This window comes from Spiroplasma endosymbiont of Lariophagus distinguendus (assembly GCF_023846195.1).
GTDB lineage: Bacteria > Bacillota_I > Bacilli_A > Mycoplasmatales > VBWQ01 > Spiroplasma_E.
The window spans coordinates 1-22,622 of record NZ_JALMUW010000010.1 but is presented as its reverse complement, the minus strand read 5'-3'; the positions used below and the strand labels follow the sequence as shown (position 1 = coordinate 22,622).

Genomic DNA, 22,622 nt, shown 5'->3' with positions numbered 1-22,622 from the left:
TTAAATTCAGATATTTCAGTACCTCTAAAAATACAACCAAAACCACAAATATCTAACCCTATTAATAAACAAAAAGAAAAAGACATCCCTTGAGAACAAACACTACGTAAATATGAAAATGATATTCCAACAAAAAATTATAAGCAAAGAATAAAGCCAACTAATTCAAGAATAATAAAATTTTAAAAATTAAACATATTTAAATAAACGCCTTTTATGGCGTTTATTTAAATTATATATTAAAGAAATTTTCAATCTTTAGAAATTAGCAATATCAACTTTATCTTTTGCTTTTGGTATATCAATTACTGGTGGAGATTCTGGATATACTTTATTCATACTACTTGCTAAATTTCTTACTCATTTACCACGATGATAAATAAATAAAGAAATAATCATTTTAATAACATCACAAGAACGCATAATAGCATAAATATAAACAATATCTAAAGGACTATAATGTACCTCAATAAATAAAATTAATATTGAAAAACATCAAGTAAAACAACTATCAACAAGTAAAACAGTAATTGCTAAGCCACCAGCACGAAATGCATAAATACAAGTATACAAAATAGTATAAGCACTAAAAACTATAGCATCAACACGCATCATTCAACTAGAAATTCGTAAGGCTTCTGTTGTTGCATTAAATAATAATTGTGGTAAAAAAAATGAAGATAAAACTAATAAACCAGCAAAAAATAATGAAACAAAAAAGCCTAACCTAATTAAATGTTTAGCATTATATTTAGCACCAATCAAATCATCGGCACCTAAACGATTGGCAATTAACACCGAAGAAGCAATACCAAATCCAATATATAAAGTATAGAACATGGTATTAATCGTGGAAGCAATTGCCGAACCACTTAATGCTTCAAAGCTTCATTGCGAAATTAATCTAATAATCATTGTCGTAGCAACTGCAAATAATAAATCATTTAACATTAATGGCCATGTTTTAATTATAATTTTTTTAAATAAATCACCCCTAATCTTAAACATTTTCAAAACTTTTGGTTGAAATTCATATTTCTTTCATATAATAAAACTACTAATTAATGCCAACTGAGCAATTCTCGCTGTTAAAGTAGCAACTGCTGAACCTCGTGCTCCAATTCCTGCAACTGCACCAATACCATTAATTAATAACAAATTTAATAAAAAGTTAATAAATACTGAAACAAAAGTTAATATTAATGGAATATAACCACGTTTTGTTTCACGAAATACTGAAACAAAAGCAAAGTTTATTCCTAACAATGGATAAGAAAAAACAATTCATTGATTATAATCAATACCTTGTGCTGTTGCTAAAGATGCTGAATGAAATTCATAATAACGTAAAATAATTTGTACAAATTGGGGATCGTTTTTATCAATATTATGAACATTCATAAAATCAATAAGTGAATTTTCATCAAAAGCATGATTATAATTTAAAATGTCCTTTAGCTCATTAATATCATTAAGAGTTAATCCTTTAGCAGCACATAATTGATTAAATTTATCCAATGCACTACTAGGACTAGTAGTATAAGAAATTAAATATTCACCCACTGTATAAGATAAAATAATAACTATCACTCCAATTAAAAATCCAAAAATAATTCTCATTCTTACTGTTTGTCTTAAAGAACCATATCTTCCAGCTCCATAAAATTGAGCACCAAAAATACTAACACCGTTGATAAAACCTCCCATAACGGCATAAATAATAACAAAAATTTGATTAGAAGCAGTAACTCCCGAAACAGCAATTTGTCCTGCTGAATATTGCAAATGATAAAAATGTTCTAAACCATTATCTTTTCATCAACTTCAATTATCTCAAAGTCCTAATGAAGTAAAAATATCCCTAATATGTTCATTCATTGGCTTTAAATCACTAATAAAACTATCCTTTAATTCTCCAACCATAATATTATCTAGTAAATTCATTGATGCTGATAATATTTGTTGCAATACTGCCGGAATAATAATCATTAATGCTAATAAATACCATTTTTTAGTAGCAAAAAAATTACTAATTTTATGTGGATTTGCTCTATTATTAATTTTAAATCCACTAATTTTCATAATTTCACCCTTATCATTAATTTGCTCTATATTATAATAATAATTTTACATCATTTAAATAATGAGGTTTGAAATTTAATATATAAAAAATCAACATCAAAGATGTTGATTTTTTATAAAAGATACTAAACTGCTAAGTAAAATCTCTACGATTAAATACTAATCATGAAGAACAAAATAAACCAATACCAAGCAAAACATACACAGTCAATAAAACTGGAAAATTAAGAATTTTACTATTAGTTGCTTTATTGGTATCAACTTGATAATTTGTGTTAACTTTATTAAAACTAACTAAATAAGGATCTGCTGTCATAGCATACTCACTTGGATAAGCAAAGATTGAACTTTGTTCAGTCGATATTCCATCTCAAATATATTTTAATTGATAAAAAATATTTAAATAACGCATTGCTTTAACTTGTGATGTCTTAGTATTAAGAGCATCATATTGTGATTGAGAAAGAGATGTATTTAAACCCGTAATCATAAGATTTACTGAATAATCAACATTATTGCTACCAACACCATTTGATCTTTTGGGACCAAGGTTATCTAGTCCAACTTTTTTACCTGTCATTAATTCTTCAAAACTTTGTTCTTTTCATTGACGAAAAGCATTACTAATATTGTAAATATGAGTAACTAAGTCCTTAGGAGCATCAGCAGTTGGTGGAGTACTAGTACTACCATTCTTAATTGCTAATACTATTGTTTGTTCTTTTTGATAATCATAATTATTAGGATACTTAACTTCTTTAATATATGTATCGTAAATACTAAACATAGCCTTTTGAATAGATTCAATAGTAGTTGTTGGGTCTTTTCTATATACGTCATTAATTCAATCAATATCAGTTTTATCTAATTTAGCTTTTACATTATTATAAACTGCTAATGACTGTGAAACAACATAATATGTAGGATCAAATGTTACTAAACCATTAATTAATGTCGCAAAAATATTGAATAAGGCAGCCATTCCAATCATAATTGCAACTAAAGCCTTAGCATTTAAAATTAATGAAAATAAAATAGCAATTGAAGAAATAATTAAATCAAAAATAATAGCAACACCAAATAAAATTCATAAATAAGGAAATACCGCATTATAAATAGTTGAGCTACCAATGCCAGGAATAGTAATAACAAAACTAGCAATAAAAATAGATAAAAATAAATATAAAATAATTACCACTTGTAAAGATAATAACTTTTCAGTTCAAATTCTAATTCTACTAACTGGCTTTGATACTAAAATCAATAAAGTACCATCATCAATTTCATCACGAAAAACTTGTGTTGCTTTAACTGAAATAAATACAAAAATCATAATTGATAAAAGTACCGAGAACGATAATACTTTTCATTGTGGTACATAAAAGTTTAATGCTTGATCATAAGTTAATTGTTTTATTGCTTCAAAACCCACAAATAACGAAATTAAAGACCAAGATAAAGCAAGAAAAATTAAAGTTATAATAAAAATAATTCAAGTTGAAGGAGTAGCAATCATCTTTTTAAAAGTATAACGAAATATTGGCATTATTTTTCTCCCTTCTTATTTTTATCATTAGCTTCCATAACAATTCGTTCATACATTGTTTGCAAATCAACAGTATATGGTTTTAAATAAGTAATGATGATATTAGCACTTAAAGCAATTGCTAATACTTCTGCAACTTGTGCTTCAGTTTTAATATTTACCAATAAACGATTTTCATTAACATCTACTGAAAATTTTTTATCTATTAATAACTTCATTAATTTATTATTGTTATTATTAGAACTTATTTCATATAATGAATCAGTTTTATTAACCAATCCTGTATAAACAACTTTACTATAATTTAAAACAGTAACTTCATCGGCTAAATTTTGTAATTCAGATAAAATATGTGATGAAATAAAAACAGTTTTACCTTGTTCACGAAGCTTTCTTAAATCATTAAACAATTCTGTTCTTGCTGTTGGATCAAGATTAGCGGCTGGTTCATCTAAAATTAAGACATCTGGATTATTTAATAGTGATTGTGCTAATAACACCTTTTTCTTCATACCCGAAGAATAAGCATTAGGGTTGCGTTTTTTAAATTTCCATAAATCTAATTCCTTTAAAATCATTTCTGTCTTTTCCTTAGCAATTTTATATTTCAAACCACTAATTTGTCCCATTGAAATTAAATAATCATAAGTAGTAATTCGTTTAGGAAATCTTGCAGCTTCTGGAATATAACCTACTTGTTTTTTTGCTTCAACTGTTCATGAACGCTTACCATGAATAATTAAATCACCGTGTGTTTCAACCATAGCACTAATTAAACACTTAATAGTAGTAGTTTTACCTGATCCATTTGGACCAATAAAACCATGAATAGTACCTTTTTTAACTTTAATAATAGCATTATCAACAGCTTTAAATTTTTTAAACTGTTTAGTAAAATCACGAATTAAAACTGCATATTGAGCATCTTCGGGATTAACTATTACATTACGGTTATAATGATTACGTCAGTTTTTAAAATATGATTTAATAAAATTTAGAAATTTATGTTTTTCTTTTGATTTAGCATTAACATCATCTTCAACTAAAGAACTATTAATAACTGGTTTTAATATTTCTTGTTTTTTCATACTCATTCTCCTAACTACTTAAATATAATAATTACTATATGGTTAATATACTTAATACTAATATACTGATATATTATATATTAATTTATAATTCAAAAATAAAAAAAATTAATAATATAAAACATACTAAAAAAATAACAATTACTAAAAACCTATCACTAATTAAAATATCTGATTAATCATAGGTTTTTAATATAACTTTTTATATTCTTAATAAATCAATTGATTTACATCTTTATTATAATTTTTAATTTGATTTAAATAAAAAAAAATAAACAAAACTGTTTATTTCATAATTTCACATATAATGGTGGGACTAAATGGACTTGAACCATCGACCTCACGCTTATCAAGCGTGCGCTCTAACCAGCTGAGCTATAGTCCCAAAAAGAGCAACAGAGATATTATATATTTGTTCAAGCACGATTGCAATATATAATAACAATATTTTATTTAATTTTTATTTAATATTCTTATAATAAAAATTTATATTTTTAAAAGTAAAAAAAATTTTTTGTATAATTTATTCATACAAGGTTTTTATTAAGAGGGGATTCAGAATGACAAAGATTAAAATACATATCTTAAAAATTGAAAAATGAAATCAAAATTTAGGAAAAGAAGCAACACTAAATGATGATGATATAAAAGATATAAATGAGAATGAGAATATAGAGAAAATTAATGATGATATTATTGCAAAATCACCTACGTTTTCATAATCATATTTTTATTGTATATTTATTAAAATTTTTTAATAAAAAATACTAAATATGAATTAAGTAACGGACTTCTCCCCACATGTACTTGTGGAGGAAACAATGAAATTGAATGAGTTCAACAATACTTTTCAAACAGAACAAGATTGTTTGAAATATATAGTAAGTTTGAAGGAAAATAAATGTATCAGGTGTTATTGAACAAATTTGAATACTTCTGATTTAAGAAGAATAAGATGTTTGAAATGTCATCAAACATTTAGTATTCTTCATGGCACCATTTTTTACAAGTCACAAATACCTTTGAAATCTTGGTTTTATCTCATCTTTAGATGAATAAACACCAAACATGGAATTCCATCAACTGATGTTGCAAAAGAATTGGGGGTAACTTTGAAAACTGCTTGAAGAATGGGTCATAAAATCAGAACTTGTATTGCCAAACAAGAATCACAATTTATTGTTGAGGGCATAGTGCAAATGGATGAAATGTATCTTTCACATATGGGTTTTAAAAAACAAGGAAGATCCTTGGTGAATAAAACCTTGATTGTTGGTATTTATGAAAAAACAACCAATAAATTAATTGTGAAAGTATTGAAAAATGCAAAAAGTAAAAATCTTTTGCAGTTTGCAAGAAACCACATTTCTTCAAAGTGTCATGTACATACTGATTTTTGAAAAGGATATTGCGATTTTAAATCGGTTTTCACTAAGCATGAAACAGTCAATCATCAAGATAGCTATGTTTCAAAAACTGGTGTAAATACCAACCAAATTGAATCAGTTTGAAAACATATAAGAAGAACATTTAAAACACATATCAAAGTTGCAAAACATCATGTTCATTTATATGCAAAAGAAGCTGCATATAAATTCAATAAGATACCTAGTTTTGAAATTGTAATGCTATGTTTGATTTAAAAATGTGGGGAGAAGTCCGTAGATAGGCTTTTCTCAGCATTTATGTGATAAAATTTAAAAATAGTACATAAAGGGAGAAAAGCCATTACTAATTCAAGAGATATGGAAACTACAAGAATTAAAAGAACTTTAAATCAAAGTGATTGAAATGAAATATTTCAAAGATGTTTTATATTAATGGGATTAGATGGTGATAAATCAAAATGAACATTTGAAATTAAAGAAAATACTATTAGAACCTGTTTGGAATCTTTTATAAAATAACGTAAAATGACTATATATTTTAAGATAAGGGGTATATATGCATAAAAATTATCCAAGTCATGTTACTAAAGAACAATTTGAGAACATAAGATCAATTTTAGAAAATAGCAAAAAGAAAACAAAACCAAGAAATTTAGATTTATATGAAGTATTTTGTGCAGTTTTATATGTATTAAAAAGTGGATGTCAATGAAGAATGTTACCAAAAAATTTTCCAAAATGACAAACTGTATATTATTATTTTCAAATTTGAAGTAAAAATAGTGATAAAGAACCTAGCACTTGACAAGTAATTTTAAAAAAAATTAGTTAGAAAAGTTCGTATCAATAATGGTAGAAAAGAACAAACTAGTTTTTGTATAATTGATTCACAAAGTGTTAAGAACACAGATACTGCTAAAAATAAAGGTTATGATGCTGGTAAAAAAATTTCAGGAATAAAGCGTCATATTGCTGTTGATTCTCAAGGCTTACCACATGCAATTTACATAACCACAGCAGAAAAAACAGATCGTAACAGTGCTATAATAATGATTGAAAATGAAAAAGAAAATTTATCTAAAGTTCAAAAAATACTAGTAGATGCTGGTTATACTGGTGAAAAATTTGCTTTTAAAATCAAAACAATCATAAATGCAAATGTTGAAGTTATCAAACGTAATGAATTACATTCTTTTGTATTATTGCCAAAAAGATGAGTTGTAGAACGAAGTTTTGCATGATTAGAAAAATACAGAAGATTATGAAAAAATTGTGAAAGAAAATTAAATACTAGCTTACAAATGGTTGTTCTTTCCTTTATTTCAATTTTATTAAAAAGATCCTAAACAGGTTCTTAGAAAATATTACTAAAAAAGTAAAATTTAATTTCAAAATTAATTCATCATTAAAATTATTAATAAATAATTTTATCGTTTAGATTTATTGAAAGCAATACCCAATGCTTTTGGTGTTTTACTTCATTTTGATGTAAACACTAAAACTAATAAAGATGTTACAAAAGGCAATATATTCCATATATCAGAATTACTTGATATTCATTGAGGAATATTTGGTAAAAACGTAATTCTGGCACCTGTTGTTTCAACAATAGCAAATAAGGCAGCACCAATTGTAATCAATGGTACTCTTCATTGTCCAAAAATTAAAATAGCTAAAGCAATAAAACCATTTCCACTAACTGTCCCACGAAAAGTTTGACTAGCATACATTGGAAAAATACCACCAGCAATTCCTGCTAAAAAACCAGATAATAATACAGCAACATATCGTTGTTTAATAACATTAATTCCTGCAGCATCAACCGCATTGGGATTTTCACCAGTCGCAACATGATGTAATCCTCATTTAGTATATTTTAGAATAATAGCAATACTTACTAAAACTATAATTGCTAAAAATAAATATAAATTAAAAAATTCATTATTACCAATTTTTGGTAATTGATAAATATTTGTTAATGAAATAAAACCATTATTCCCTGGTAACTGAACAACAAAAACTGCAATTGCTGCTGCTAAAATATTAATTGCAACGCCAGAAATAATTTGATCAGATTTTAAAGTAACTGATGCAAAAGCATGGAAACAAGCAAATCCCATTCCCGCTAATCCAGCTACTAATAAAGCAACAATTTGTGATCAATTACCTCAATTAACACCTATATTTTTTCCAAATGAAGAAAAAGCAAGAGCACCAATTGTCATCATTCCTTCAATACCAATATTAACAACACCAGCACGTTCTGAAATTAATCCAGATAATGCACCAAGTACTAAAACAACAAAAATTAAACTAGAATGTTCAAGAATTATTTTGAGTGCTTCCATTAACTTTTTCCTCCTGCTCTTTCAGTTTTTATTTTCATAATTGCTTGTTGTTCATTTTTAAATATATCAGTAAATTTATTAATAAAAGTTGTCTTTTCAATTTCCGCTTTTTTAGTAAATTGTTTAGTTAATATATTAATATTACTATTAATTGGGATAATTTGACTTTTTAATTGCTGTTTGTCAATTTTATAATTTTTAATTAAGTCTTTAACATTATTTTTATAATTAGTTTGAAGTTGATGTTTTGCTAAAATTAATTGTTTTTTTATTTTTTTATCGTCAGTTTTAACTGTTTGATTTTTTAATAACTTTAATTCATCATTTAATTCTTGTTTCAATTTATTAATTTCTCGATAAAGATTTAATTTTAAGTCTTTTACTCTTGACTTATCTAATATTGCTTTTTGTTTTTTTAATAATACTATTTCACGAATTAAATCTTGCTTATAGTTATAAACATTATTTTCATATTTCATTTTTTCATTAATATACATATTTAAACTTTCACCATAAATCGTTTTTATTTCTTGTTGAAAATTATTTCAATTACCAATTTTACCTTTTTTTCAAATTGCATTATATTGTTTATATATATAATGATTTAAAGCTTTATTTTCTTGGAAAAATTGTGCTCAATTAACACCAACTTTATCATTTTTATTATTAATAACTGCTTGTAACTGTAAGTTGATATCACTATTAACTTTATTAATTTCTTGTGAAAAATTTTGTTTTAAATTTTTAACTACTGACTTATCATTTCATAGTATTTTATTATATTTTCCTTTTAATTGTTCTTTATCAATTTTATATTTTTTAATTAATTCCTTAGTTTCAATTTTATAAATAATTTGAAGTTGACATTTTTTTAAAATTAATTGTTCTTTTAATTTTTTATCATTAGTTTTAACTAATTCATTTTTTAATGACTTTAATTGATCACTTAATTCTTGTTTCAATTTATTAATTTCTTGTGAAAGATTTTGTTTTAAATTTTTAACTTTTGACTCATAATCTGATAATGATTTATTATATTCTATCTTTAAGTGATTAATTTTATTATTTTTTTCTTTAATTAAATCTGATTTTAACTTATTATATTGTCTCTTTATTTTAAAATTTTCAATAAAATGATAGTACATCTTGGCAATAAAACTATTTGTAACTTTTCGTTTTTCTCCATCAAAGGCTATATTTAAATAACGAATTAAAAATTTAATTGGCTGTAAACGAGATAATAAAACTGCACAAGCAGCTGAATAAATAATAACACCAAAAATAATATCACCAGTTGCTGTTGGTAATGTTAATACTGAACCAATTGAACCACCACTCTTAATTAAGCCTCAAAGAAAAGCAGAACCCACAACACCTATTGGATTAATTTGACCAACTAAGGCAACAGCTATACTATCAAAACCAATAGTTGGTAAATCATCAGTTAAAAAACTAATTGAAGGATTTTTGGCAATGTAATAAATAACAGCCATTACTCCTGCTAATGCTCCTGAAATAACAAATGATGTTATGCAATAATGTTTATGATTAATACCACTATAAACCGCAGCAAATGGATTTAAACCTACTGTTCGAATTTTATAACCTAAAGTTGTTTTTTTCAATAAGAATCAAACTGTTATTATTAAAATAATAGAAATTAATAATGGTAGTATACAATTATAACCATTAATACTCATACTATCATGAATAGTTGCTGATGTTCCATGATCAGCATCATATAAATCTTTATTGATTTTAAATAGTCATTTTACTAAATATCAAATTGTTCAATTTAATAAAATAGAAGTAACAACCTCATGAACATTAAAAAAAACTTTTAATAACACTGTTACCAACGCCACCAATATTGCTGCTAATACTCCAGCAAAAAGCGCGCTAATTATAGCTAATGGTTGTGATAAGTCATAACGGACACCAATTGCGATAACAACAGCTCCTGCTGCTAACATTTGACCCGCAACTCCAATATTAAACATTCCTGAGCGGAAAGAAATAACTAGTGCTAATCCTGCTACAATATAAATTGCTCATCAAACTAAAGTATTATCTCAATTATTAGCTGGCCAACTTGTAAAAGCATATGTTAATAACAACTGAAAATAAGTAAAAGCATTTTGACCTGAACCAATTATAACAAAACAAGCAATAATTAATCCAAAAATAATGGCAAAAATTGAACCCTTAAATTTAGTAAGACTACTATTCATTTCTTTTGAACCAAGATATAAACGACTTCGTCGTTTTAAAAATCATGTTTTTTGTTTAAACATTATCTTCATTTCCTTCCATTAACATTTTTTGTCCCGCCATCATTAATCCTAATTGTTCACGAGTAACATTTTTAGCACTAACATTACCAGTAATTTTACCAGCATGTAAAACAACAATTCGATCTGCTAATGACATAACTTCTGATAATTCATAAGAAATTAATAATACTGCATTACCTTCATTTTTTTCATCAAGAATACGACTATGAATATATTCAATAGCACCAATATCCAAGCCACGTGTTGGCTGAGCAACAACTAAAATTTTATGTTTTCTTGTTAATTCTCTACCAACAACCGCTTTTTGTTGATTACCACCTGACAAACCTCTAACTAAAGCAAAACCACTTTTACTACCACGAACATCATAATTATTAATAATATTTTGTGCATAAGATTGAATAGCTTTACTGCGAATCAAACCATGCTTAGAAAAAGGATATTCGCTAATATTTTGTAAAACCATATTATCAATAACATTATAATCTAAAACAAGTCCATATTTATGACGATCTTCAGGAATATGACTTAAACCACTTTTATATAAACTTCGAATTGAACTGTGTTTCATATTCTTATTACCAAAAAAAATATCACCTTTTTCTGGCTTAATCAAACCAGTAATTGCTGAAATTAATTCAGTTTGACCATTACCCTCAATACCAGCAATAGCCACAATTTCTCGTGACTTAACTTCTAAACTAAAATCAGAAAGACCCATTATTGATTTCCTATTACCAATTTTATGAACAAATAAATTATCAATTTTTAATAATACTGGCCCTAATACAACATTACCTTGATTTCTAATATCAACTAAATCTCTACCAACCATCAAAGTAGCAATTTCTTCTTTAGTTTTACTCTTAGATTCAAAAGTTTCAATAACTTTACCTAAACGAATTACTGTAACATTATCAGCAACTTGTTTAACCTCTTCTAATTTATGACTAATAAAAATAATAGTTTTACCATCACGTCTAAGTTCTTCAATAATTGTTAATAAACTAGTAATTTCTTGTGGTGTTAAAACCGCGGTTGGTTCATCAAGTACAATAATACTAGCACCACGATAAAGAACTTTTAAAATTTCAACACGTTGTTGCATACCAACACTAGCATTCTCAATTTTTAAATTAAGTTTAATGTCTAATTTATATTTTTTTGAAATTTCTAAAATTTTAGATTTAGCTTTTTTATAATTAATTCACTGTCATTTATGAACTGGCTCACTACCTAAAATAATATTTTGTAAAATAGTGAAGTTATCAACTAATTTAAAATGTTGATGTACCATTCCAATACCTAATTCGCCTGCTCTAATTGGTCCTGATATTACTACTTCTTTACCATTAATTTTAATAATACCTTTTGTTGGTTGATATAGTCCAAATAAGATTGACATTAGTGTCGATTTACCTGCACCATTCTCGCCAACCAAAGCGTGAATTTCTCCTTTTTTAATTTTAATAGAAATATTATTGTTAGCAATAATAGTATCTAAAAAAACTTTAGTAATACCTTCCATTTCAACAGCATATTGTAAGTTCTGTTTTTCAATATTTACTTGCATTTTATCACCCCTCTTAATTATTTAAATGGATCATATTCTTTTTTAATACCATTAATTCAATAATGATCTTTTAAATTGAGTACTTTTTGTCATCCAGCAGAAATTTTATCTAATCAATTAGTAGTTTCTGTCATTAATGGTGTATAAATATCTTTATCACCATCTTTAATTGCTTTATTTGGTGCTATTCCAGTAAAATTAGGCCCACCTCTGTATGGTGCATCATCAATAAATGTTTGATCGGCAGTTGGATCAGTTGGATGCTCTGGATTCTGATCAGTTTTACCAACTGATTTTCAGAGCATAAGTTTAATTGAACTAATTAAATCTTTTTCTGCAGAAGTAATAAACCTATCTGCAGATTGTGGGTATTGAAGTTGTTGATCTGTATCAACACCAATAATTTTACCTTGACCAGATTTTTTTAATGATGATAAAGTATCTTCGGTTTGTGGTCCTGCTACTGGAAAAATAATATTAGTTTTTTGTCGAGCAAGATCATCATTAATTGCTTGTGAACCTTTTGAACCTTGAGTAAAATCACCACTAAATTGAGTACCTGAAGTTATAAATTTAATATTTGGTAATGATTCTTTAAAATCTGAATTTAAAATTTTAACTCATGATATTAATTTTTCTTCATCTTCTTTATTTTTAAATTTATTATTAAAAAACTGTATGGCTCAATAATAACCATACATATAATTAGTAACTGCTGGAATATCAAGTCCACCATAGGTTGACATTTTTAAATTATCAAGTCCACCATATTGATTAGCATGAGCAGTTAACCATATTGCCCCTGCTAATCCGGCTAAAAAGCCTGATTGTTCTGCTTTGTAAAGTAAACCAGCCAATTGTTTATTAGATTTTGGTACTTCTTTATTTGGAGTATCACCATCAATAAAAATAAATTTCACTTTATGTTTTAAAATAGTATTTTGTGCTTTAACCAAAGCATTATGATGTAAAAATCCTGAAGCAATAATTACTTTACTGTTTATGAAAACGGCTTTATTATATGATGTCATTAAATCATCAGTATTAGTTAATTGGGGATTATCTCAAGAAACCTCAACTCTTTTATTTTTATATTGAGGATCAACATAATCACTATGTATTCAATCATTAAACTCTTGTTTAAACTTGAGGGCAGCATTATATGATGATTCATTAAAAGAAGCATCATTAATAGTATGTCCATCAGTTACAACAGTTATTCGATAAATATTTGGATCATTAAACTGACTATTGCAAGCAATGATTGGTAATATCATTATTACTGACAATGATATTGCACTAAATACAGTAAAAATTTTACGCATACTATTATATTCCTCCTACAATTATATATAAATATTTATATAAAAAAAATATAAAAAAAGAAAGCAAAAACATTGCTTTCTTAATTCAATTATTCAAAATAAAATAAAACTGTGTATAAATAAATTTTGAAAATAAATGGGTGGGAATAACTTACTATTAAAAAATACAGTATATATGTATTTAATATTAATTATTTTCTTATTTTCACAATTAACTCTAAACACTAGTTTCTCCTTTTAATGGCATAACTACCATTATATAAGATAATAAAACTTATTCTTTAAAAATTCAAGAATAATTATAAATTTTTTAAAATATATAGTAAAGTTTTATTAAAACTGTGGTTTATACTTTTCAACACTTTCATCAACATAATTTTTTCAAGCATTTTCTCACTTATCACGAGTAGAATCATTAGCTAAATCAGCAACTAATTTATTATAAGCATCAGTTACTTTTTGTACTAAATGTCAATAATCATTACTATCAATAATTAAGTTATTATAAATAGCACTAATAGAATCATTATTAGCAATTCCAAGATATTGCTGACCACCTAATGCTGGTTGTGGTATGCTACCATCAAAGTATTGTTCACCATTAATAGGTTTAATACCATCCTCATTATAATCTAAATTAAAAGAATGTCATAATCAAGTATTAACTGACTTATGAATTCCTTTTAAAGCTGATGTAATAAAAATATCTTTAGCATAACTATATTGAACACTTTGATCAACATCGACACCAATAATTTTTGCTTTGCTATTAGTAGTAGAGTTTTTAACAGCTGATACTAAATCAATTGTTTGTGCTCCTGCAACAGGCATTACAATATCATCTTTATATCCATCAATTAATTGTGAAGTTATCGCTTTTGATGATTTTGTACCGGATTCAAAACTACCTGTAAATTGTTTAGCAATTTTATCAAAATGAATATCAAATTTATTAGTTCATTTTTCAATTTTTTTCTTACCCTCTTTAATTCTAATGGCATTAGTCATTTCCAATAAATTATCATTGCTATTACGATATTTATTAAAATAATATACACCTCAATAATAACCCATCATATAACTAACAATAGTATCAGCTGGTAAACCACCAAAAGTTGACATTTTTAAACCATTATCATCATATGTTTCATGATTAGCAGCTAATCATATTGCTCCTGCTAATCCTGATAAAAACCCTGATTGTTCTGCTGAATAACTTAAACACGCTACATCAACTGGTTTTTCTAATTTAGCATCAACTAAAATAAAACGAACATCTAACTTTTTATATTGATTTTGAATAGCTGGTGTTAATGCACCAAGATGATTAAACCCAACAACAATAATTGTTTTAGCACCAGCAAATGTTGCTAAATTATAATTATTTTGTAAAGTTGAAACTGTACTATCTCGTGAAATAATTCAACGCGTTTTCATTTTTTTATTTTTTCAAACTTCATTACCGGGTAAATTACTAATCATAATACGATTATCATTAAATGTTTTAGTAAACTCTTTTGAACCTTCTAATACTTGCTGATTAAAAGCTTTATCGAATAAATCACCACCATCAGTAATTATTCAAATATCACCAACACTAGGAATACTACATCCAATTAATCCTACTGATGAACTATTTATTAACAAAGTAATAATTAATAATTTTAAAAAATATTTCATAAATTTCTCCTATAAATAAAAAAATGTACTACAGTAAAAATATTAATATTTATTTACAATTTTTTTATACTTTATTTTTACCATATTTTTCATCAAAATTAATAATTCCTCTATTATATGCATCAATAATAATTCGTGCACAATGAACAGGATTATATAAAATATTAGTTTTTAATTGTGAATTAGCCATTAATAGTTTAATAAATAGTTCAAAATCATTTTCTTTTAATACAAAATCATGCGTAAAACCTTTTATATCATTCATATCTACTAATAATGCTAAAAGAATTTTATGAATTATTCCTCATGAAGAATTTTTAGCATTACTCTCAATTCTACTAATTGTTGCTTGACGAACACCTACTAATTTCCCCAAATATGCTTGCGTTCAACCAAGTCTTAGAACCTGTTTGGAATCTTTTATAAAATAACGTAAAATGACTATATATTTTAAGATAAGGGGTATATATGCATAAAAATTATCCAAGTCATGTTACTAAAGAACAATTTGAGAACATAAGATCAATTTTAGAAAATAGCAAAAAGAAAACAAAACCAAAAAATTTAGATTTATATGAAGTATTTTGTGCAGTTTTATATGTATTAAAAAGTGGATGTCAATGAAGAATGTTACCAAAAAATTTTCCAAAATGACAAACTGTATATTATTATTTTCAAATTTGAAGTAAAAAGGGCTAAGTGCCAAGTGCCAAAGAACCTAGCACTTGACAAGTAATTTTAAAAAAAATTAGTTAGAAAAGTTCGTATCAATAATGGTAGAAAAGAACAAACTAGTTTTTGTATAATTGATTCACAAAGTGAACATCTAGAATAAAGTAGACACAGAATTGTAACCTTTGTGTTAAAAATACTTTAAGGAAGGTGTTCATTTTTTTATGGCTAAATGACTATCAAAAGAAGAAAAGTTAAAAATAATAAAAATAAGTAAAATTAAAACAATTGATAAAACCGCATTAGAGTATGGTATTGGTCGATCATCAATAAAAGAATGAATTAAAGCATATAAATTATTAGGTGAAAAAGGTTTAGAATATGGCAATGGAATTCGTGCTAAAAAAACCAAAAGAACAGGTCGACCCAAATCTTTAAATTTTAATGAAATGACAAAACAAGAATTAATTGAATATATTGAGGCAATGAACGATATAAAAAAGTATTTAGAAAAATCGACAAAAAAGAAGAAATATTTGTGATTTTCATTGAAAAAATATCAGATTAGTTATTTATGTTGATTATTAAATGTTTCAAAACAGGATATTATAAGTGAATTAAGAATGGAATGAATGAATTTAAATAAATGAGATACATTTAGCTAATATAATTAAAAATATTTTTATGAATTTCAAGAAATTTATGGTTATAAATGATAACTTTATGAATTAACAAAATTTATAATTTAAAATTAAAATTTATATTGTATATAGATATATGAAAATAAGGAGTTTAAAATTTCAAGTGTCTCGCATAAAAAAAAAATTGGATTATAGAACTAAATCAGGAAGTTTAAGATATGATAATTTATTAAAACGTGATTTTTCAACTACTAATTTAAATCAAAATTAGGTACTGATATAACTTATTTATTAACTAATGGTAAAACATATTATTTATCAATTGTTAAAGATTTTCATAATAATGAAATAGATTATAAAATAAGTGCAAGTTTAGACATGACATTTGTTGTCCAAAACATTATCCAGTTTTGATTAATGCTCAAAACCTAATTCATGAATCTTACAATCAGATCAAGGATTTCTACTATACAAATCCTTCTTATAAAATTTTATGATGAATTAAAATAAAAATTTAAATGTCTAGAAGAGGTAATTCCGTGATAATGGTGCTACTGAAACTTGATTTGGAACAATGAAACAGAATTTCATATCAAATTCCAAGAAAAAAATAGAACTATTGAATGAATACAAGACAATTTACTAAATATATTTACTTTTATAATAATTATCGACCTCAATAATTAAAAGGAATGAGTCCAATCGAATATCGATTAGCTCATTCCAAACCAACAAATAATTACTTCATACCTATAAATTTAACACTTACAAACGCTATTTTATAAAATTTAATAAAAGGTTACTTTTATTGTCCACTTTTCTTGACAAGTTCAAAGATGTCTAATCGAATATTGATTCTTGCAATGATCAATAATTTTAATTTTTTGATTAATATTTAATTTTCTAATAAATAATTCTATTTGTTTAATTTTATCCATTAATAAAAATCCTTTCATGTCAAAATTAGTGTTAATTATATAACACAATTGTTTTTCGAATACATTCAGGTTTTTTAAATTAATGGTCTAGTAAAAAGGGCTAAGTGCCAAGTGCCAAGTGCCTAAGTGCCCCCATCCAAAATTATTTTTTCTAACTTCGAAGAGAAAGAAAAAAATATAATATAAATACAATTTTTTTTGGTTACTAAGTTTTCTAAGTTTTTTTATGTTAAAATAATAAAGATTTTATTACTTTACAAGTAATAATAAGTATAAGTAATAATAAAGAAAAAAATGGTGATTTACTTTATGTGAGATCGTAAAATTTTACGAAAAATTAATAAACAAGTTAAGGCAATAATTAGCCTTGATGAAACAATGAGAAAAATTAAAGATGAAGAATTAGCAAATAAAACAGTTGAATTCAGAACCAGATTGGCAGAAGGTGAGACTTTAGATGATATTTTAGTTGAAGCTTTTGCGACAATTAGAGAAGCAGCAAGAAGAATTAGTGGATTACATCCATATCCTGTTCAATTAATTGGTGGTATTGTTCTTCATAATGGTGATGTTGCTGAAATGCGAACTGGTGAAGGAAAAACTTTAACTGCCGTGATGCCAATTTATCTAAATGCTTTAAGTAGTAAAGGTGTTCATGTTATTACTGTTAATGAATATTTAGCGGCAAGAGATGCTGAATTAAATCGACCAATTTTAGAATTTTTGGGAATTACTATTGGTGTTAGTCTTCGTGATCATTCTACTAATCAAAAACGTGAAGCGTATTTAAAAGATGTTACATATACAACTAATTCGGAATTAGGCTTTGATTATTTGCGTGATAATATGGTTAAGGTTTATCCAGAAAAAGTTCAACGTCAGCTTAATTATGCTATCATTGATGAGGCGGACTCTGTTTTAATTGATGAATCAAGAACACCTTTAATTATTTCTGGTGGTTCAAAAAATCGTACGCCTTTATATCAAGCATCAGATGTTTTTGCAAAAACTTTAATACCTGAAGATTATAAAATTGATTGAGAATCACGCCAAATTGCATTAACAGTAACGGGTGTTAATAAAGCTCAAAAACAGTTTAATTTAAAAAATTTATTTGATATTGATAACTCGGAATTATTTCATCATATTCAAAATGCACTTCGTGCTAATCATGTTTTTAAATTAGATGTAGAATATGTTGTTAAAGATGGTGAAATTGTGCTAGTTGATCAGTTTACTGGTAGATTAATGCCTGGTAGAGTATATAGTGATGGACTTCATCAAGCTTTACAGGCTAAAGAAAATGTTACAATTCAACAAGAAACAACAACAGTAGCTACTATTACTTATCAAAACTTTTTCCGTTTATATAATAAATTAAGTGGTATGACAGGAACTGCTAAAACCGAAGAAGAAGAATTTGTAAAAATTTATAATATGAGAGTAATTAAGATTCCTACTAATAAACCAATTATTCGAGAAGATAAACCCGATCATGTTTTTGCTTCATTAAATGCTAAATTTAAATCTTTAATTGCAGAAGTTAAAGAACGACATACTAAAGGACAACCAATTTTGATTGGTACTGCTAATGTTGATGTATCAGAACGAATTGCTAATATGTTAACTTTGGAAGGAATTAAGCACGAGATTTTAAATGCTAAAAATCATGTTCGTGAAGCTGATATTATTGCTAGAGCTGGTGAAAAAGGATCAATTACTTTAGCAACTAATATGGCAGGACGTGGAACTGATATTAAACTTGGTAAGGGTGTTATTGAACTTGGTGGCCTTGCTGTATTAGGTACTGAAAGAAACGAAGCACGAAGAATTGATAATCAATTACGTGGAAGAGCCGGAAGACAAGGTGATCCTGGATTTTCACGATTTTATGTTTCGATTGAAGATGATTTGATGTTACGTTTTGGTGGTGAAAAATTAAAAAAAGCTTTTGCAAGTTTAGGTGAAGACTATATTAGATCAAAAATGTTAACTAGATCAATTACTAGAGCACAACAAAAAATTGAAGGTATGAATTTTGATGCACGAAAAAACTTATTAGATTATGATAATGTTATTGCTCAGCATCGTGAAGCTACATATCATCAACGTGATAATATTTTACTTGCTGATGATTTATTAGATTTAATCAAAAATATGCACAGAACAGTAGCACGTGATTTACTAAATATTTTTAATAAAGTTGTTGGTAGAGAACAGTTTATTGATTATGATGAATTAGTTAAAGGTATTGAAAATAAATTAATTAAGCCTAATGATTTAATAGCAGAAAAGTTAAATCGATTAAGTACTGAAGAAAATATTGATTTAATTGTTGAAAAATCTTATAATTTTTATCTTGAAAAAAGAGAAAAATTAAATGATGTTATTATAAAACAAATTGAAAATAGTGTTGTTTTACAAACTTTTGATCAATATTGAACTAATCACATTGATGCTTTAAGTAAACTGCGTGCAGGAATTCATTTGCGTGGTTATGCACAGTTAAATCCCTTACAAGCTTATATTGAGGAAGCTTCAAAATTATTTAATCGTATGAAAATCAATGTTGCTCATCAAGTTATTATTATGTTACATAGCATTGATCCAGAACAACATCAGGTCCGTGGTGGTCAAGATGTATTGGATACAGTATTAGCAAGTAATGTTGAAACTAAAACTAAAATTGGATAATTAATCTTTATTCGGACTTCTCCCCACATGTACTTGTGGAGGAAACAATGAAATTGAATGAGTTCAACAATACTTTTCAAACAGAACAAGATTGTTTGAAATATATAGTAAGTTTGAAGGAAAATAAATGTATCAGGTGTTATTGAACAAATTTGAATACTTCTGATTTAAGAAGAATAAGATGTTTGAAATGTCATCAAACATTTAGTATTCTTCATGGCACCATTTTTTACAAGTCACAAATACCTTTGAAATCTTGGTTTTATCTCATCTTTAGATGAATAAACACCAAACATGGAATTCCATCAACTGATGTTGCAAAAGAATTGGGGGTAACTTTGAAAACTGCTTGAAGAATGGGTCATAAAATCAGAACTTGTATTGCCAAACAAGAATCACAATTTATTGTTGAGGGCATAGTGCAAATGGATGAAATGTATCTTTCACATATGGGTTTTAAAAAACAAGGAAGATCCTTGGTGAATAAAACCTTGATTGTTGGTATTTATGAAAAAACAACCAATAAATTAATTGTGAAAGTATTGAAAAATGCAAAAAGTAAAAATCTTTTGCAGTTTGCAAGAAACCACATTTCTTCAAAGTGTCATGTACATACTGATTTTTGAAAAGGATATTGCGATTTTAAATCGGTTTTCACTAAGCATGAAACAGTCAATCATCAAGATAGCTATGTTTCAAAAACTGGTGTAAATACCAACCAAATTGAATCAGTTTGAAAACATATAAGAAGAACATTTAAAACACATATCAAAGTTGCAAAACATCATGTTCATTTATATGCAAAAGAAGCTGCATATAAATTCAATAAGATACCTAGTTTTGAAATTGTAATGCTATGTTTGATTTAAAAATGTGGGGAGAAGTCCGTAGATAGGCTTTTCTCAGCATTTATGTGATAAAATTTAAAAATAGTACATAAAGGGAGAAAAGCCTCTTTATTTAAAAAACTAAGTATTTTAATACTTAGTTTTTTAAATATGTTTTTTTTATTCTATTTGATTTTTTTCTTTATGTTTTCATGACTTCTTTTTAAATATGTTTTTATTTTTTTTACTGTCATAAGTGACTGAAGTTGTTCAATGGGGGAAATTATTACCTTTAGTAACAGCATTATTATTATTCATGGGTACTAAATTTTTAATATAATTAGTTCCATCTGCTGTGCTGGGGCGTTCATAAACAATAGTTCAATTTAAACTTTCAATTGGATCATTAAGCTTCGGTTGTGCAATAAAATTATGTCAAAACATTAAGGCACCCGCATAATCTCGACGGTATAATTGTGGATTAAAATTATTGATAATTTCTCCTTTATTTCATACTTCTTCAATTTGTTGTGGCGTTCATATTGTTTCTTCTTCATTATTTGTTGAAGAAGTTATATTTTGATTAATTTCATTTTGTGAATATAGTGCTTTTGCTTCTAGTGACATATATTTCTTTTTTCTATTCTTCTTAATAAAGCATATACAAGAAATTATTAAAACTATAAAATAAAAAAATTCTAATCCTCATGGAATAATGAAAAATAGTTTTTTCCGAATAGTTATCGTAGAAGCAAATTTATAAAAAGCAACATATCCACCAAAGGAAAAAAATAAAATTGATCCAATAATAAAAAATAATGATATTCATAACATAATTCTAGTTAATATTAAGGAAATAAAATCATTATTTTTTAAAAAAATAAAAGGAAAGGCAACAACACCTAAAATTATGAAACCAAAACCCAATACTGCAATTGTCAGAGTTGGAAAAGTTAAATTGAATTTAAAAAATTTCTTAGTGATTAAATTATCAATAAGGATTAATAAATCAGTAGTTTCTCCTTTAAAGAAAATAATTCATAAAACTCAACTAATTAGTAAAGTTACACTTGTTAATCATGAAAAAAATATAATCATTCAATTATTATAATAGTTAATACTTTTCTTTGTTGAATAATTATCATCAACAGTTTCTTTAAATATCTTTTTTTTCATTTTTAAAAACCTTATAATATTTTATTGTTAATCAATTCTATTAATTTTTCTTTTTTCATAATATCTCTCCAAAACTAACTTATTATTTTTGTGTATATTTTGTTACTGTATTATTGAATGCTTGTTGATAACATTTACCGCTGCAATATATAAATTTATCACGATATAAAGAGTCAAATGTATATTTTTTGTCACATGATGAAATATAGCATTTAGTTGTAATAATTGGCATAATCTAATTAACCCCCTTTAAATTTATACTATACATTTTACATGATTTCTGTTTTATCATTTTATTAATTATTTTTTTATATTTTAAGTGTTTTATATATTAAAATTTTGGATGGGGG

The 22,622-nt window shown here is 26.0% G+C and carries 20 protein-coding genes, 1 tRNA gene and 1 pseudogene; 9 read left to right on the top strand and 13 right to left on the bottom strand.

Translation table 4 applies throughout. The features are described 5' to 3' along the window. Positions 1-186, top strand: a 186-nt coding sequence (locus M0D11_RS01815) for a hypothetical protein (protein ID WP_252319482.1), incomplete at its 5' end; no start/stop codon positions are given. Between the two features lie 72 nt (positions 187-258). Here the strand turns inward: M0D11_RS01815 and M0D11_RS07155 are convergent. The 4 genes from M0D11_RS07155 to M0D11_RS01795 form a co-directional block, all read right to left on the bottom strand. Next, on the bottom strand, positions 259-2,082 hold the full coding sequence (locus tag M0D11_RS07155) for an MATE family efflux transporter (protein WP_252319480.1): 1,824 nt from the start codon (positions 2,080-2,082) through the stop codon (positions 259-261). A 133-nt stretch (positions 2,083-2,215) separates the two neighbouring features. Beyond that, the gene (locus tag M0D11_RS01805) at positions 2,216-3,628 is read right to left on the bottom strand and encodes an ABC transporter permease (RefSeq protein ID WP_252319478.1); all 1,413 of its coding nucleotides are present in this window, start codon (positions 3,626-3,628) and stop codon (positions 2,216-2,218) included. Then, positions 3,628-4,716, bottom strand: a complete 1,089-nt coding sequence (locus tag M0D11_RS01800; protein ID WP_252319476.1) for an ABC transporter ATP-binding protein — start codon at positions 4,714-4,716, stop codon at positions 3,628-3,630. Before M0D11_RS01800 ends, M0D11_RS01805 begins: the two co-directional genes overlap by 1 nt. Positions 4,717-5,024: 308 nt before the next feature. Next, positions 5,025-5,101 (bottom strand) — tRNA-Ile (locus M0D11_RS01795). Positions 5,102-5,276: 175 nt separating this feature from the next. On the opposite strand from M0D11_RS01795, the gene M0D11_RS01790 reads away from it, so the two are divergent. The 4 genes from M0D11_RS01790 to M0D11_RS01775 all read left to right on the top strand — a co-directional run bounded on the left by M0D11_RS01790 (position 5,277) and on the right by M0D11_RS01775 (position 7,450). Continuing rightward, complete coding sequence (locus tag M0D11_RS01790) at positions 5,277-5,438, top strand: hypothetical protein (protein WP_252319474.1); 162 nt, start codon at positions 5,277-5,279, stop codon at positions 5,436-5,438. 300 nt (positions 5,439-5,738) lie between these two features. Beyond that, positions 5,739-6,359, top strand: a complete 621-nt coding sequence (locus M0D11_RS01785; RefSeq protein ID WP_252318950.1) for an IS1595 family transposase — start codon at positions 5,739-5,741, stop codon at positions 6,357-6,359. 102 nt (positions 6,360-6,461) lie between these two features. After that, positions 6,462-6,623 carry a hypothetical protein gene (locus M0D11_RS01780; protein WP_252319472.1) on the top strand — a complete coding sequence of 54 codons (162 nt, stop codon included), beginning with the start codon at positions 6,462-6,464 and terminating at the stop codon, positions 6,621-6,623. 37 nt (positions 6,624-6,660) lie between these two features. Next, positions 6,661-7,450 (top strand): IS5 family transposase gene (locus M0D11_RS01775; RefSeq protein WP_368862530.1). Its coding sequence is split into 2 segments (ribosomal slippage): positions 6,661-6,929 and positions 6,928-7,450, totalling 792 coding nucleotides; the frame shifts between segments, so codons are not numbered across the junction. An 81-nt stretch (positions 7,451-7,531) separates the two neighbouring features. On the opposite strand, the gene M0D11_RS01770 is transcribed toward M0D11_RS01775, so the two are convergent. The 6 genes from M0D11_RS01770 to M0D11_RS01745 form a co-directional block, all read right to left on the bottom strand. After that, a complete protein-coding gene (locus M0D11_RS01770; RefSeq protein WP_252319468.1) occupies positions 7,532-8,452 on the bottom strand; it encodes an ABC transporter permease in 921 nt (306 codons plus the stop codon). Next, positions 8,452-10,746 (bottom strand): ABC transporter permease subunit, encoded by a 2,295-nt coding sequence (locus M0D11_RS07150; protein ID WP_252319466.1) that lies wholly within the window; start codon positions 10,744-10,746, stop codon positions 8,452-8,454. The genes M0D11_RS01770 and M0D11_RS07150 overlap by 1 nt, the downstream gene beginning before the upstream one ends. Next, on the bottom strand, positions 10,739-12,319 hold the full coding sequence (locus M0D11_RS07145; protein WP_252319464.1) for an ABC transporter ATP-binding protein: 1,581 nt from the start codon (positions 12,317-12,319) through the stop codon (positions 10,739-10,741). The genes M0D11_RS07150 and M0D11_RS07145 overlap by 8 nt, the downstream gene beginning before the upstream one ends. 17 nt (positions 12,320-12,336) lie before the next feature. Further along, a complete protein-coding gene (locus tag M0D11_RS01755) occupies positions 12,337-13,644 on the bottom strand; it encodes a BMP family ABC transporter substrate-binding protein (RefSeq protein ID WP_252319462.1) in 1,308 nt (435 codons plus the stop codon). 333 nt (positions 13,645-13,977) lie between these two features. Then, positions 13,978-15,324 (bottom strand): BMP family ABC transporter substrate-binding protein, encoded by a 1,347-nt coding sequence (locus tag M0D11_RS01750; RefSeq protein WP_252319460.1) that lies wholly within the window; start codon positions 15,322-15,324, stop codon positions 13,978-13,980. Positions 15,325-15,388: 64 nt separating this feature from the next. Then, positions 15,389-15,700 carry a helix-turn-helix domain-containing protein gene (locus M0D11_RS01745; RefSeq protein WP_252319451.1) on the bottom strand — a complete coding sequence of 104 codons (312 nt, stop codon included), beginning with the start codon at positions 15,698-15,700 and terminating at the stop codon, positions 15,389-15,391. A gap of 92 nt (positions 15,701-15,792) precedes the next feature. Here M0D11_RS01745 and M0D11_RS01740 point away from each other — a divergent pair. Together M0D11_RS01740 and M0D11_RS01735 are read left to right on the top strand one after the other, a co-directional pair. After that, a pseudogene (locus M0D11_RS01740) lies at positions 15,793-16,017 on the top strand (transposase); the annotation flags it as partial. Positions 16,018-16,220: 203 nt separating this feature from the next. After that, a complete protein-coding gene (locus M0D11_RS01735) occupies positions 16,221-16,661 on the top strand; it encodes a COG3415 family protein (RefSeq protein ID WP_252319449.1) in 441 nt (146 codons plus the stop codon). A gap of 764 nt (positions 16,662-17,425) precedes the next feature. On the opposite strand, the gene M0D11_RS01730 is transcribed toward M0D11_RS01735, so the two are convergent. After that, the gene (locus M0D11_RS01730) at positions 17,426-17,593 is read right to left on the bottom strand and encodes a hypothetical protein (RefSeq protein ID WP_252319447.1); all 168 of its coding nucleotides are present in this window, start codon (positions 17,591-17,593) and stop codon (positions 17,426-17,428) included. Between the two features lie 291 nt (positions 17,594-17,884). On the opposite strand from M0D11_RS01730, the gene secA reads away from it, so the two are divergent. Both secA and M0D11_RS01720 read left to right on the top strand, forming a co-directional pair. Continuing rightward, complete coding sequence (secA, locus tag M0D11_RS01725) at positions 17,885-20,269, top strand: preprotein translocase subunit SecA (protein WP_252319445.1); 2,385 nt, start codon at positions 17,885-17,887, stop codon at positions 20,267-20,269. Between the two features lie 248 nt (positions 20,270-20,517). After that, positions 20,518-21,138 carry an IS1595 family transposase gene (locus M0D11_RS01720; protein WP_252318950.1) on the top strand — a complete coding sequence of 207 codons (621 nt, stop codon included), beginning with the start codon at positions 20,518-20,520 and terminating at the stop codon, positions 21,136-21,138. A gap of 138 nt (positions 21,139-21,276) precedes the next feature. Here M0D11_RS01720 and M0D11_RS01715 read toward each other — a convergent pair whose 3' ends face one another. Together M0D11_RS01715 and M0D11_RS01710 are read right to left on the bottom strand one after the other, a co-directional pair. Continuing rightward, the gene (locus M0D11_RS01715) at positions 21,277-22,272 is read right to left on the bottom strand and encodes a hypothetical protein (RefSeq protein ID WP_252319443.1); all 996 of its coding nucleotides are present in this window, start codon (positions 22,270-22,272) and stop codon (positions 21,277-21,279) included. Positions 22,273-22,354: 82 nt separating this feature from the next. Beyond that, a complete protein-coding gene (locus M0D11_RS01710) occupies positions 22,355-22,504 on the bottom strand; it encodes a hypothetical protein (protein ID WP_252319440.1) in 150 nt (49 codons plus the stop codon). Positions 22,505-22,622: the final 118 nt, after the last annotated feature.